This is a genomic window from Sorangium sp. So ce448, assembly GCF_051520915.1.
Classification (GTDB): domain Bacteria; phylum Myxococcota_A; class Polyangia; order Polyangiales; family Polyangiaceae; genus Sorangium; species Sorangium cellulosum_B.
The window spans coordinates 5,661,277-5,675,310 of record NZ_CP150343.1 but is presented as its reverse complement, the minus strand read 5'-3'; the positions used below and the strand labels follow the sequence as shown (position 1 = coordinate 5,675,310).

9 protein-coding genes and 1 tRNA gene are annotated in these 14,034 nt (G+C 70.8%); 7 read left to right on the top strand and 3 right to left on the bottom strand.

The features are described 5' to 3' along the window. Positions 1–8 precede the first annotated feature (8 nt). The 4 genes from WMF45_RS21355 (at position 9) to WMF45_RS21340 (ending at position 4,882) form a co-directional block, all read left to right on the top strand. On the top strand, positions 9–2,411 hold the full coding sequence (locus tag WMF45_RS21355) for a PrkA family serine protein kinase (RefSeq protein WP_437718716.1): 2,403 nt from the start codon (positions 9–11) through the stop codon (positions 2,409–2,411). 8 nt (positions 2,412–2,419) lie between these two features. After that, positions 2,420–3,214 (top strand): TatD family hydrolase, encoded by a 795-nt coding sequence (locus tag WMF45_RS21350; protein ID WP_437718715.1) that lies wholly within the window; start codon positions 2,420–2,422, stop codon positions 3,212–3,214. A gap of 67 nt (positions 3,215–3,281) precedes the next feature. Beyond that, positions 3,282–4,670, top strand: coding sequence for a TonB family protein (locus tag WMF45_RS21345; RefSeq protein WP_437718714.1), 1,389 nt, complete (start codon positions 3,282–3,284; stop codon positions 4,668–4,670). A gap of 135 nt (positions 4,671–4,805) precedes the next feature. Further along, positions 4,806–4,882 (top strand) — tRNA-Met (locus tag WMF45_RS21340). A 59-nt stretch (positions 4,883–4,941) separates the two neighbouring features. On the opposite strand, the gene WMF45_RS21335 is transcribed toward WMF45_RS21340, so the two are convergent. Then, on the bottom strand, positions 4,942–6,633 hold the full coding sequence (locus WMF45_RS21335; RefSeq protein ID WP_437718713.1) for a L,D-transpeptidase: 1,692 nt from the start codon (positions 6,631–6,633) through the stop codon (positions 4,942–4,944). 163 nt (positions 6,634–6,796) lie between these two features. On the opposite strand from WMF45_RS21335, the gene WMF45_RS21330 reads away from it, so the two are divergent. Then, on the top strand, positions 6,797–7,417 hold the full coding sequence (locus WMF45_RS21330; RefSeq protein WP_437718712.1) for a protein-tyrosine phosphatase family protein: 621 nt from the start codon (positions 6,797–6,799) through the stop codon (positions 7,415–7,417). On the opposite strand, the gene murJ is transcribed toward WMF45_RS21330, so the two are convergent. Both murJ and WMF45_RS21320 read right to left on the bottom strand, forming a co-directional pair. After that, positions 7,386–9,041, bottom strand: coding sequence for a murein biosynthesis integral membrane protein MurJ (gene murJ / locus WMF45_RS21325; protein ID WP_437718711.1), 1,656 nt, complete (start codon positions 9,039–9,041; stop codon positions 7,386–7,388). The genes WMF45_RS21330 and murJ overlap by 32 nt on opposite strands. 60 nt (positions 9,042–9,101) lie before the next feature. Then, positions 9,102–10,643 carry an alkaline phosphatase family protein gene (locus WMF45_RS21320; protein ID WP_437718710.1) on the bottom strand — a complete coding sequence of 514 codons (1,542 nt, stop codon included), beginning with the start codon at positions 10,641–10,643 and terminating at the stop codon, positions 9,102–9,104. A gap of 471 nt (positions 10,644–11,114) precedes the next feature. Between WMF45_RS21320 and WMF45_RS21315 the strand changes: the two genes are divergently transcribed. After that, a complete protein-coding gene (locus WMF45_RS21315) occupies positions 11,115–12,041 on the top strand; it encodes a hypothetical protein (RefSeq protein WP_437718709.1) in 927 nt (308 codons plus the stop codon). A 417-nt stretch (positions 12,042–12,458) separates the two neighbouring features. Then, on the top strand, positions 12,459–14,033 hold the full coding sequence (locus WMF45_RS21310) for a sigma 54-interacting transcriptional regulator (protein WP_437718708.1): 1,575 nt from the start codon (positions 12,459–12,461) through the stop codon (positions 14,031–14,033). Position 14,034 lies beyond the last annotated feature (1 nt).

The following is a 14,034-nucleotide window of genomic DNA, read 5'->3' as shown; positions in this document are numbered from 1 at the left end:
AGCCTCACGTGAACAACGACACCTCCGGTTACCGGGGGGGCCAGCCCGGCGAGGTCGGCCCCAGCCAGACGGTCCAAGGCAGTGCGGCTGAGCGGGCTCGAAAGGCCCTCTCCGAGCTCGATGCCATCGCCTCCTCGATGGCCAGGCGGTTCAACGAAGAGCAGCGGGTCCTCTCCTTCCAGCAGTACCTGGAGCTCTTCGCTTCCAATCCGGTCCGCTTCGGACGCGACGCGGCTCGCTACGTCCGCGACATGTTCGACCATTTCGGCACGCGGACGATCAAGAAGCCCTGGGGGGAGCTGACCCGGTTCCAGCTCTTCGATCTGCCGTGGGAGCTCCCCGCAACCGAGCCCGCGCAGCAGGGCGCGCCGGCCGCGGCGTCCTATCACGGGCGGGACTTCGCGCTGATCGGCCACGAAGAGCTCCAGGCCGAGGTCTACCGGGTGCTCTGCAACTTCGTGCGCGAGGGCAGGGCCAACAGGCTCGTCCTGATGCACGGTCCGAACGGCTCGGCGAAGAGCACGCTCGCCGCCTGCATCCTGCGCGCCCTGGAGCACTACTCGACCCTCGATGAGGGGGCCGTGTACCGCTTCCACTGGGTGTTCCCGAGCCGCAAGACGATGCGCGGCTCGATCGGCTTCGGCGGCGACGAGAAGGCGAGCGCCGCGGATGGCACGAGCTACGCCCACCTCGAGGACGATCAGATCGACGCCCGGCTCGTGATCGAGCTCAGGGATCACCCGCTGTTCCTGCTCCCGGTGCGAGAGCGGCGGGCGCTCATCCTGAAGCTCTACGAGGACGCCGGCGCGACGGAGCCGCCGCCCGAGTGGCTGATGAGCGGCAAGCTGTCCCACAAGAACCAGCAGGTCTTCGAGGCGCTCCTCGTGGCGAGCGGCGGCTCGCTCGTCGAGACGTTGCGGCACGTCCAGGTCGAGCGGTACTTCATCTCCCGCCGCTACCGCGTCGGCGCCGTCACGATCGGCCCGGAGCTCTCGGTCGACGCCGGCGAGAGGCAGATCACGGCAGATCGCTCGCTCGCCTCGCTCCCGACCTCACTCCAGGCGACGACGCTCTTCGAGGCGCACGGTGAGCTCATCGAGGCCGCCGGGGGCGTGCTCGAGTTCAGCGATCTCCTCAAGCGACCGCTCGACGCCTTCCGGTACCTCCAGCTCACGCTGGAGACGGGGGAGGTCAGCCTGCCGCAGCAGACGGTGCAGACGAACGTCGTGATGATCGGCAGCGCCAACGACGTGCACCTCAACGCCTTCCGGGAGCACCCGGAGTTCCCGAGCTTCCGCGGGCGCTTCGAGCTCCTGCGCGCGCCCTACCTCCGGAGCTACCCCGACGAGCAGGCGATCTACGACACGCAGATCGTCCCGTTCGTGACCCGCCACGTCGCCCCGCACGCGACGCGCGTCGCCGCGCAGTTCGCCGTGCTCACCCGCATGCGGCAGCCGGAGGCGAAGCGGTACCCCGACGCGCTCGCGCCGCTCGTCTCGAGCCTCACCGCCGTCGAGAAGATGGAGCTGTTCGCGACGGGCACGGCGCCCGAGCGGTTCGACGCGGAGGCGCAGAAGGTCCTGCGCGCTGGCATCGAGGCGATCTACCACGAGAGCGACGCGTCCGTGGACTTCGAGGGGCGCCTCGGCGTCTCGCCGCGGGAGGTGCGGACGCTCCTGCTCGACGCGGCCCAGAGCGAGGATCACGCGTGCCTCTCCCCGTTCGCGGTGCTCTCGGAGCTCGACGCGCTCTGCAAGCGGCAGGCGGAGTACGACTGGCTCAAGGAGAAGCAGCTCGCGGGCGGCTACCACGATCACCGGCTCTTCCGTGAGGTCGTGCGCACGCGCCTGCTCGACACGACCGAGGAGGAGATGCGGACGGCCAGCGGCCTCGTCGACGAGACGCGCTACGCCGAGCTGTTCGACCGGTACGTCTCCCACGTCGGCGTCTGGGTGAAGGGGGAGAAGATCAGGAACCCGCACACCGGCGACTTCGAGAACCCGGACGAGCGCATGATGCGCGAGGTGGAGGCGCTCCTCGGGGTCCGCACGAAGCACGACGATCACCGGCGCGGCCTGATCTCGGCCATCGCGGCGTGGGCCATCGACCACCCTGGCCAGAAGATCGTCAACGCCGTCGTGTTCCCGCAGCAGATCCGCAAGCTGCGGGAGGCGGTGTTCACGGAGCGGCGCAAGGGCGTGGCGCTCCTGGTTCGCGATCTCGTCGCGCTCCTCCGCGACGCGCAGAGCGACGGCAAGTCCGAGAAGGGCTGGGGCGAGCTGCGCGAGGAGGAGCGCAGGAACGCGACGCGCGCGCTCGAGCGCCTGCGCGGGATGGGCTACTGCGACCGCTGCGCGCTCGACGCCGCGAGCGCGCTGCTCCGCGCGCGCTTCGCGGAGCTCGTCACCTGAAGCGAAGCATGATCATCGACTCGCATTGCCACGTCGATCCGCGTCATTTCCGCGAGGGAGCCGACGCCGTCCTGGACCGCGCGCGGGCCGCCGGCGTGGACGCGTTCGTGGTCGTCGGCGTGGACGCGGATCTCTCCGCGGCGCGCTTCGCCGCGGATCTCGCGGCGCGGCGCGCTGACGTGCACGCCGCGGTCGGCGTTCATCCGCACGATGCCTCTGCCTTGGACGACCGGATGCTCGCGGAGCTCGAGGTCCTCGCGCGCCGGCCCGAGGTCGTGGCCGTCGGCGAGATCGGCCTCGACTACCACTACATGCACTCGCCGAAGGACACACAGCAGCGCGTCTTCGCCGACCTCGTCGCCCTCGCTCGTAGGGTGGAGAAGCCCATCGTCATCCACACGCGCGAGGCGCCAGAAGACACGCTCGCGATCCTGGAGCGCGCCCAGGCGAGCGACGTGGGCGGCATCATCCATTGCTTCTCCGAGGATCGCGCGTTCGCCGAGCGGGCGCTCGCGCTCGATTTCGACCTCTCGTTCTCGGGCATCGTAACCTTCAAGGCCGCGCGCGCGATCCAGGAGGTCGCCGCCTGGGCTCCGGGGAATCGGATCCTGGTCGAGACGGACAGCCCTTACCTCGCGCCGGTGCCGTTCCGGGGGAAACGGTGCGAGCCAGGACACGTGCTGCACACGGCGCGCTTCGTCGCGGAGCTCCGGGGCGAGCCCTTCGAGGCGCTGGCCGCGCGCACCGCGGAGAACACCCGCAGGCGGCTGCGGCTCCCGCAGGACGGCGCGCTCGTCGGTTGAGACGAGCGCGCGCGGCCCGCGCCTGCGGGCTCGCCCCAGGCACGTCTCGAGGCATAGTGACAGCACGATGGCGCAGAGGTCTCGCGACGGCCGCCGGATCGCATCCGCGTGGGCCCTCTCCGTCGCAGCCCACGCAGGGCTTGTGGGCGCGGGCGCGCTGGTCGTCGCAGGCTCGTTCTCGGCACCGGAGGTAGCGCGCGCGCGGACGGTCGGGTCGCCAGCCGCGATGAGCGCGCCGATCGAGATCGAGCTGCCCGTCGTCACGGACGGCACGCTCGACCGCGCGGCGGCGACCGCGTCCGAGCTGGCCGTCCGCCTTTCGCGCGGCGGAGGGGAAGACGCGCCGCGGCCGGACACGGGGACGAGCGGGCGTGGTGGTACCGACGCGGCGGAGCTGCCCGCGTTGAACCTCGCCGACAGGGACGACGCGACCTTTCTGTCTCCAGAGATCCGCTCGCGCCTCGACAGGAGCCAGATCCAGCGCATCCGCTCGTCGTCCCAGCGCGCATCGCGCGAGGACTGGCGCGCCAGCCGGGAGCCCATGGAGCTCACGTTCCTCGCGGGGGGGCGGGTCGGCCATCGGGCCGAGCGACGCACGTCGGCCGAACGCGATCCGTCGCTCGGGGCGCGCGATGGCGGCGCGCCCGAGCGTCGCGGCGGCGTGCTCGGCGCAGCGGCCCAGCCTGCAGGCATCGACGGCGCGACCGACGTGTCCGCTGCGCGCGACGCGGCGCTTTCCCTGGGGGCGAGCCCGCGCGCCGCCGGCGGCGCCGTGGAGGGAGGCGAGCGCGCGTCGGGGGGGCTGGGCGTTCGCGATGGGCGGCCCGGCGAGGATCACCGCGAGAGCGCGGCGGTTCCGCTGGCGCGGCCGATGGTCGCGGTGGGCACGCCATCCATCCCCGCCGACGCCGTGGGGCACCCGAACGACACGCTGGACAGCGAGCAGGAGGTGGCGACGGCGATCCAGTCGCTCGTTCACGCCAGCTCGGCCGGAGGGGCGCGTGGGTTCGGGCCAGGCGGACAGGCAGGACCAGGCGCGACCGGCGCGGGTGGCGTGGCGGGCCGCGGTGCGCGTTCCAGCGCGCTCGGCTCAGGGCGCGGCCGGCTGCTCGACAACGATCCCCTCGATCGCAGGCGCAGCCATTACATGAGGCAGGTCATGGCCAAGCTGCACCCGCTGTGGGCCGACGCGTTTCCCAAGTGGGCCGCAGGCGAGGGGCTTCAGGGGACCGTGATCGTGACCTTCGTGATCCACGCCGATGGGACCGTGGGGAGCGCGTCGGTGACGCGGCCGAGCGGCATCCCCGAGTTCGATGAGAACTGCCGGCGCGCGGTGCTGCGCGGTTCGCCGTACCCCCCGGTGCCGCCCGAGCTCGGCGAGAGCTTCCGGTGGTCGATGCCGTTCGAGGCGAGGAACCCCGCGGTCCTGCCGAAGCAACGAGAGCGCGAACGGTGATCCAGAGAAATCTTCTGGGATGACCGGGATGGATGACCGAGAAGGCGGAGATGACCTTGACGATCACGCGTCGCAACGCGCACGACCTCGCTTGACAGAGCGGAGACGGGGCGGTACTAGTCCGCCCTCACTTTTGCCGAAGTAGCTCAGCTGGCTAGAGCAGGCGTTTCATACGCGCCGGGTCGGGGGTTCGATTCCCTCCTTCGGCACCAGCAATGGTGACAGTCGGCCGCTGGCCTCCCTCGGAGGGCCAGCGGTGGCTGCGTGAACATCAAGGCCGCACGTGGACGAGGGTTCCTTCCTCGTCGTTGCTGTACACAGCGTGCCAGCCTTCAGGGAGCTCCGGCTCGGCCCACAGGAAGATACGCCGCGCATCGATGGGCGTCAGCGCGATGTCGTGGAAGCCTTGCGCTTCGCCGACCCCGGCGCCCCAGTACATGCCGGTGATCGCCTGGCCCGGCGCGAGGTCCATCACCCACGGGGCGTCGGTGACGTCGAAGCTCTCGGCGACCTCGCGCGGATCGATGTTGCGCGTGACGTGCTTGCTCCGCATGCGGAAGGTGCCGCGCGCGGTGGACGCTGTCGATTCAGGGTCGCGCAGCTGGTCGCGTCCGGACGAGATCAGCGTGGCGTAGATCGGCTTCTGCCCCTCGTAGGCCGTCAGCGTCTGGTTCACCAGGCTGACGTCGAGCCAGCGCTGCGCGCCTTTGGCGAAGTCGGGGAGCTTGGTACGACGCACGATGACGACAAGGTCCTGCGCGCGCAGCCAGAAGCCGTCGCGCGCCTCCTCGAAGCGGACGCCGTCCACCGTCCTGAACCTGCCCGTGAGCGGCACGCCCGTGTGGCGCTCGAGCTCCTCGTCGTTCGCGTTCGCCTTGCCGCGGCCGAGCGACCACGTGTGGACGTCGTGGCGATGGACGAACGCCACAGGCAGCCCGAGCTTCTCGACATCGAGGCCGTGCCACGGTGATCCGAGCGCGGCCTGGAGCCGGTCGGTCGGGATGAGCCGTCCTTCCGGCGTCACGCCGAACCTGCGTCCGTCGGTCGCTCCCGCCGTGAACGTGCGGGTGATCGCGACCCCGCTGCCTTTGCGCAGCGCCACCGTCTTCAGCGCGGCGCGCAGATCGACGCGGGCGCCGTCCTTTCCGCCGATGTCGATGCCGAGCGCGGCGACGGGCGGGAGCGGCGCGATCGCGTCGGTCGGGAAGCGGAAGTATCCGGCCTCGGTCCTGCGCCCGTCCTCGCCGATGCCGTCGCCTCGCGGCAGCAGCACCGGGGGCCCGGAGGAGACGCCGCGCGCGTCCAGCGGGACGTCGTTGGCTGACGCGCCGAGCTGCGCGTCGCTGCGCTGCACACGCTCGAGATGGCGATCGAGATCCGGCTCGGCGTGCTGCAGCTCCTCGCGGCTGGGCACCCCGAAATACACCGGGGCGCCCTGGGTTCGCGCGCGGCCATAGCGGTAGGGGAGGGGCCGCGACGTGTCGGGCAGAGCCGGCAGGAGCGCGAGCACGTCGGTGTTCAGCGTCGCGCCGTCGCCTGCGCAGACGAACCCGCGGGGGCGGATCGCATACCAACCGCCGCTGCACCCCGCGCGTCCGTACAGCTCCGAGGACCTCACGACGGCGGCGCCAGGATAGAGCTCGCCCAGCTTGCGTGCGCCCGCCTGCGGGCGCGCGAGCACGGGCGTCCCTGCGCGAAGCGCGACCAGCTTGGGGCCGTCCGCTGGCAGCGCGGCGACCTCGAGCGCATCGTCGCTCGCCCCCTCCTTCGACAGCTCCACCGCCGCGCCTGACGGCTTGCATCCGCACACGGTCAGCGCGACGAGCAAGGTCGCGAGCCGCCCATCGACGCGTCGCGAGCGGGGGCCGCCCTCGAGGCGCCGTGGCGCGCAGGGCAGCGGCGTCCGGAGGCGCGGAGGCGAGACCGAGCGGGAGAGATCCGTCGGCAAGGAAGCGAGCGGCATCTGCCGATGCATGCCCGGCTCGCGCGCGCTGGGCCAAGTTCCATGGCGTCGCCGGCGCATCGTCTGCGCATCGTCGGTGCGCTCGGCGCGCGTGTCGTGGGCGCGCGTCATCGGCGCGCGCGCCGCCCGGCCGCTGGCACGGCGCCAGCGTCGACGCCATGACGTGAGCGTGCGCTTTCGCCCTGCGCTGGTGTTCCTCCTGCTCGCGCCGTACGCCCTCGTTTTCTATGCATTCCTGGCGTTGCGCCGCGCCTCCGCGTCGCTCCGGCCGCGGCACCCGTGGCGCACGTGGGTGAGCCCGAACCTCCTGATCGGGGGGTTCCTTCTTCCAGGCGACGTCGTCGAGCTTCGTCGCCTCGGCGTCCGCGCCGTGATCAACGTGTCGCGCGAGCTGTACGATCCGGTGCTCGCGCTGCGCGCGGCGGGGGTCGAGTACCTGCGCATCCCCTGCTGGGACATGGGCGCTCCCACGCTCGAGGAGGCCGCGCGCGGCGTGGCGTTCCTCGAGCGGCATATCGTCGCTGGCCACCGTGTCCACGTCCATTGCGCGAGCGGCGTGGGCAGGAGCGTCACGCTCGCGCTCTGCTACCTCGCCACCCGCGGCGGCATCGAGGTGGGCGAGGCGCTCGCCCTGATCGAGCGACGGCGCCCGCGCGTCGCGCTGCGCCCCGTGCAGCGCGCGTTCGTCGAGCGCTACGTCGCGTGGCACCGTGCGCACGCTGAGCGCCGTGCGCGCGCGGCGCCGCCCGTGATCACCTCCGGCGGAGGAGGGACTTCAGGCTGAAGAGCCCGAGCGCGGGCGCTGCGACGGCGAAGGCGCCGCCGCACGCAGCGAGGATGAGCGCGGCACCCCACGGCGCAGCGGCCACCGCCTCGGGCAGCGCCGCCTTCAACGCGGCGCCGCAGCCGACCGATATCGCCGCGAGCAAGGCCACGCGGCCGATCTGGATCTGCTCCAGCCCGAGCCCGCCGATCTCGCGCCGCACGCGGTACCCGAGGGCGATCGCCTCGACCCACCCTGCGATGACGGCGCCGAGCACCACGCCGAGCACGTCGAGCCACTGCATCAGGACGAGCGCGACGGCGGTGCTGACGACCACGCGATAGAGCGCGTAGCGGGCCGGGGTCCTCGTGTCCCCCAGCGCGAACGACGCGGTGATCAGCACGCGCCCGGCGGCGTTCCCGAGCAGCGCGAGCCCGTAGGCGCAGACGAGCGGCTCGACCCTCGCCGTCGACGCCTGGTCGAACGTCCCGGTCTGCAGCAGCAGCGTGATGAGCTCTCGCCCGAGCACCATGAACACGGCCGTGGCCGGCACGGTCAGCACCGTGATCCGCGCGAGCGACGCCCCGAGCCGGCGCGACAGCGCCTCGTTGCGCCGCGAGACGTCGGCTTCGGCCGTGTCGCGCGCCATCTCTGGCAACGCGACCGCGGCCTCGCCGACTCCGAGGATGCTCATCGGCAGGAGGTAGACCGTCTGCGCGTAGTTGAACGCTGCGTTCGCGCCGGCGCCGAGGAAGCTCACGAGGAGCGTGTCGACGAGCCCGGACACCTGGATGATCCCGCGACCGAGCAGCGCGGCGGGCAGCTTGCTGCCGGCCTCTCGGACGCTCGGGTCGCTCATGTCGAGGCGCGGCGTGAGCCTGCCGAGAAGCGAGCGCGCCGATGGAAGCAAGAGCGAAGCTTGCAGCGCCGCGCCCGCGAGCGCGCTCCACGCGAGCGCCTCGGCGAGCGGCTCCCCGCGCATGCCGAGCCACGCGCCGCACGCGAGCAGCCCCGCGATCTGGGCGGCGCTCCACGCGACGGGCGCCGCGTACGGGAGGAAGAACCGCCGGTGCGCGTTGAGCACACCGAGCCCCCACGCGGACAGCACGAGCAGGCCGGTCATCGGGAAGACGATCCGGACGATCCGGGTCGTGCTGGCGAGCTTGTCGTCGTCGAAGCCCGCCGCGACCAGGAAGGACAGCCACGGCGCCGCGAGCACGCCGACGAGCGACGCGACCGCGGCGGCGACGATCAGGATCCCGAGGGCGGAGAGCGCGAAGTGCGCCGCGCGTCGCGCGTCGCCGGCCGCACGGAGGCGCGCGTAGACGGGGATGAAGGTCGCGGAGAGCGTCCCCTCGCCGAGCAGGTTCTGGGTGATGTTCCCCGCGCGGAACGCCGCGGCGAGCACGTCGGCGAGCTCGGATGTCCCGAAGAAGTGCGCCGTCACCCGCTGGCGGAGCAGCCCGACGAGCCGCGAGAGGATGATCCCAGCGGTGACCATCGCCGACGAGCGCGCCGCGCTGGTCGCCTTCTCCTGCCCGGCCGCCGGCGGGCTTGCGCTGGTCGCCGGGGGCGCGCCCGGGGCTGCGCTCGCCGGCGTGGTCCCGGCCTGTAGGGAGGCGGGCGGATTGAGATCGGGCGGCACGGCGGCGCTTCTATCAGACCTCCCGCCCCCGGGCGACCTCGGCGCCGGCTGGCCGGCGCCTCAGTCCCTGAGCCTCGCCGTGCCGAGCCGCTCCGCGTGCGCCAGCACCCGCCGGGTGATGGCCGGACCCTCGCCCCGGCGATCGAGGTGCCGCGGGATGAGCCCGCGCTCCGCGGCCTCCCACAGCTCCGGTTGAGAGATCCCGGACTCGGTGCGCGAGCGCAGCCGCGACAGGGAGATGTCCATCTCGGGCAGCACGATCGGCTCCTGAGGATCGCGGAGGAGCGCCGGATCGATGCAGCATGAGAGGTCGTTCGCGCCGGCGGAGCGCGCGTTCAGCGCGGGGAGATCGAAGCGCGCTTCCAGCGTGCGGATCACCGACGCGTGGTCGAGCACGGTGCTCACCGCGCAGCCCCTCCGGACGAACGGGCCTGCCACGATCGACGGCACCCGGAACCCGAGCTGGGTGAACAGGGGGTCGGCGTCCGTGGTCGTCGGCGGCGCGACGTGGTCGAAGAAGCCCCCGTGCTCGTCGTAGGTGATCACGAGGAGGCACTGGCCCCACTGGGGGCTCTTCGCCAGCGCGTTGTAGATGCTGGCGATGAGCACCTGCCCGAGCTGCACGTCGTGGTCCGGGTGATCGTCGTTCGCGGTGGCGCCGAAGAACTGGGGATCGATGACGGAGAACGAGGGGAGGAGCCCCGCGGCCGCGTCCTCGAAGAAGCGCTCGATCCCGGAGACGCCCTTGAATTTGAAGTACGCACCCGAGCACCACGGGACGTCGTGGAAGTAGTTCCTGCTCGAGATCCCTGCGTCGCTCAGCAGCTCGAACACGCTCGTGAAGCCGGTGACCGGCACGTTCCTCGAGACGCCCCTCGACGTGGCGCCGTGCAGGTAAAACCGGTTCGGCCAGGTCGGGCCGAGCACCGAGGAGAACCAGCGCTCGCAGATCGTCGACGCGTCTGCGAGCGCGTAGAGGACCGGCAGATGCTCCCGCACGTGATAGCCCATGACGTCGCGCTGGTACGGCCCTGCGTGCGCGATGACGAACCCGTCGTTCATCCCTTGATTCCACTGCGTGTGGGCAGCGTCCCAGCTGTGCGGCGGGTCGGCGGGCGTGAAGTTGTCGAGCTGGAAGGGCGAGATCCGCGTCCCATCGAGCGCTCGGTTCGACTCTGTGCCTGTCAGACCGTCGATCTGCCGGCCCTCTTTCAGCAGCAGCGAGCCGAGATAGTGGTCGAAGGAGCGGTTCTCCATACAGAGAACGACGATGGTGTTGATGGGCGCCAGCAGCTCCGCCGGGCTCAGACCTCCCGTCTCCGCGCAGCGATCCGGAGCGCCGCCGGCCTCGCCACCTTCCGGCCGTCCTGAGCCGACCGTTCCTTCTGAGCCGACCGCTCCTTCTGAGCCACCCGCACCGCCGGCTCCGTCGGTCTCGTCCGCGCTGCCCGCGCTGCCTGCGATGGGCGGCGCGTTGCCGAGCAACATCGCGCCCTCTGGGGTGCTGCATCCGAAGGCCGAGGCGCCGAGCGCAGCGCCGAGCCCCGTCAGCACATGGCGGCGGGTCAGAGGATCATGGGTCGAACCATTCCGTTTGTTCATCACGCACAGGATTCCCACGAACGCGCGTACGAGGAAGGAGTTTTGGTCTCCTCCAGAAGGTGACGAATCGTCCGCTGCGAAATTGATGTGGCGGACGTAGCGGACGTAACTGAAGCTGATGTAAGCGCTGTAATGGACATAACTGGCGTGATGGACATAACAAGCGCAACGGATGTGACAGACATGACGGATGTGACGGAGGTGGGCGACGTGAACGCAAACGGATCAGCCGATGAAGTTGAAGTGGCGGGAGCAACCGGCGTGACGGGCGTAACGGTGGTAGCGGGCGTAACCGGCGTACCGGAGAAAACCATTCTTTTCGCGAGGTCAGCGGGGTGGTATGGGTAGAAAACGCGGGGGTTTACGTCCGCAAACTGCCACCTTCCGATGAGCTCCAATCCACTTCCACCTACTCCCGGCCGGCAAGCTACCGTCGCGAACGGCCGGCCGCTGCGGTTGTGCATCGTGGACATGAACAATGGCCACGTGAACCAGGCGATGCGCTGTCTACGCGGGCTCGCCGCGGGGTTCTTCGAACGCGTTCAGGCGCGCAATCCGGGCCTATCCTGCGAGGTCGTCGAGGTGTCTCCCAGAGACACCGACGCACCCATCCCCACGGACTGCGATCTGTACCTCGCGTCAGGGGGGCCCGGCTCTCCCTTTGATGGGGAGGGCGAGCCCTGGACGCGGGATTTTGCGCGCTTCGTGGACGGCGTGGTCGAGTCGGCGATCCAGGGGGGCGCGCGCCGGCGTGCTCTCTTCGCGATCTGCTACTCGTTCGAGCTCGTCGTCCATCACTACAAGCTGGCCGACGTCGTGCCCCGCGCCGATCGCAAGTTCGGCGTCATGCCGATCTACACGACCCCCGTCGGCCAGCAACACCCGCTGCTGGCGCCGTTTGGGGACCGTCTCTTCGCGTTCGAGCACCGCAACTGGGAGGCGGTGAACCTCGACGAGCGCCAGCTGAGCTCCCTCGGCGGCCAGCTCCTCGCCCGCGAGAGCCGTGACGGCATCTCGAAGGGGCGGGCGATCCTCGGGTTGCAGGTCGCGCCCGGCGTCGAGGCGGTCCAGTTCCACCCAGAAGCGGATCGCGCCGGCGTCATGAGCTGGTTGGCACGCCCCGAGCAGGCGGCTGCCTTCAAGGCGACCTATGGAGAAGTGACCTACCTTGCGATGCTGCGCACACTGGACGATCCTCGACGGCTTGCGCGCACCTACGCGCTCGTCATTCCGGGCTGGCTCGGGCGCTGCTTCAACGAGATCGCCGGTCCCCGCGGCTATGCGGAGCTCCCATCGCTCGAGGACCTCCCGTGCTCTCGCTTCAGCGCACACTGCAGCGCCGAGGAGCCATCCGCGCGATCGCTCGCCTCTGGCGAGCGCGTTGTGCGCGAGATCTGAGCGGAGCGCCGAAGCAGCCTGCAGAGGATGCGTCCGAGGGCTACACTGCAGAAACGAAAGAAAGAGAACTGGGATGTAGAGGCAGCAAAGGCAGCGAGGGAGAGGAGAAGGGGAAGGGGAGGAAGCGAAGAAAACAAAGCTACCGACGCAGCCCCGACGAAGTGCTGCTCGCGCCTTGCGCGCCGAGCAACCTCTGGCTTATGGTCATAGGATAACGGGACGAGCGCGAGCAGGGCTCGCGGGCCAACATTTGGAGCCGGAGGCTCCTCGGGCACGCATGAGAGAGAACGCATGAATCACTCGCGTCCGGCCGCTCCGACGAGCCTATCTTCGCCGGACGTCCGCGAGCCGGGCGCGTCTGAGGAAGGCCACGCTGGCGTCGACTTGCCTGTGGAGCCCAAGGGTGTACGGCCATCCATGCCGCACGACGACCTCGGGGCACAGGAGGTCCAGGTTGAGTCGCAGCTGGGCGTGACGGACCCGATCGCCATGTCGCAGGTCCGTGATGCGTTGACGCAGCTGAGCCGCGAGCGCGGGACGCAGCCGCACGTGCTGCTCATCATCTACCACCGGCAAGGCGCGGAGACGGTGCGGCTGATCGAGGGGGTCGGCGTCGTCATCGGCCGCGATCCGAGCGCCGATGTCGCGATCCCCGAGCGCAGCCTGTCGCGACGCCACGCGCGCTTCACGTTCCAGCGCGGCGACGTGCTCATCCAGGATCTCGGCTCCACGAACGGCACCTTCCTGAGCGGGCAGCGCGTCGAGCACGGCGTCTTGAAGCCCGGCGACGAGGTGATGCTCGGGGAAATCACGGCGTCGCTGCGCGTGATCGCGAGCGCCGAGCTGCCGGTGCTGAACCTCGACGCGCTCGACGGGCGTCGTGGCGCCTCGGAGCGGAGAAAGATGCCGAGCATCGAGAACCTGGTGGGCGGACCCACGCCGGTGGGTGGGCTGCGCACGGTCGGCGACGAGGGACTCGTGATGCGCAGCCCCGCGATGCGGCCGGTGCTCGAGACCGCGATGCGCCTCGCGCGCTCCTCCGCGCCCGTGCTGCTCCAGGGCGAGACGGGGACCGGCAAGGACGTGCTCGCGCGGCTGATCCACGAGGCTGGCCCTCGCCACAAGATGCAGATGATCCGCGTAGGATGCAGCGGCGTGCCCGCCCAGCTCCTCGAGAGCACGCTCTTCGGTCACGAGGCCGACGCCTTCCCCGGCGCGGTCCACGCGCAAGAGGGCGTCTTCGAGGCGTGCGCGGGCGGCACCGTGGTGCTCGACGAGGTCGGCGACCTCCCGCCCTCCTGCCAGGCCGCGCTGCTGCACGTCCTCGACACCGGTCGCATGGTCCGCGTCGGTTCGACCAAGGAGGTCGAGGTGGACGTGCGGATCGTCGCGACTACGTACCGCGATCTCGAGGCGATGTGCGAGGCGGGCACGTTCCGTTCGGATCTGCTCTACCGGCTCAACGCGGCGCCGCTGCGCATCCCGCCGCTCTGCGAGCGGCGGGAGGACATCGGACCGCTGGCGCAGCGCTTCCTCCGGCAGGCGAGCGAGTTGCACCGCAGGAACGTGCGCTCGCTCGATCCGGAGACGCTCGCGCTCCTGGAGCAGTACCCCTGGCCGGGCAACGTGCGCGAGCTGCGCAGCGCCATCGAGCGCGCCGTCGTCATCGCGCGGGGGCATGTCATCACCCCGCTCGACCTGCCGGAGAGCATCCACTCCCTCTCGGCGCCCAAACGCACCACGCCGCCGCCTGATCGGACTCCCGTCGAGCTCGCAGGGCCGCCCAGCTCCGCGCCGACGATCGGGCTCAAGGCGCAGATGGACCGTCTGGAGACGGAGATCATCCTCGATGCCCTCCGCGGCACCAACGGCAACCTGGCGATGGCCGCTCGGCGGCTCAGGATGCCGCTGCGCACGCTCCAGGAGAAGATCGCGAGCCACGGCCTGAAGCGCTCCGACTACCGGGACGGCCCGTCGTCGCGGTCGAAGTAGC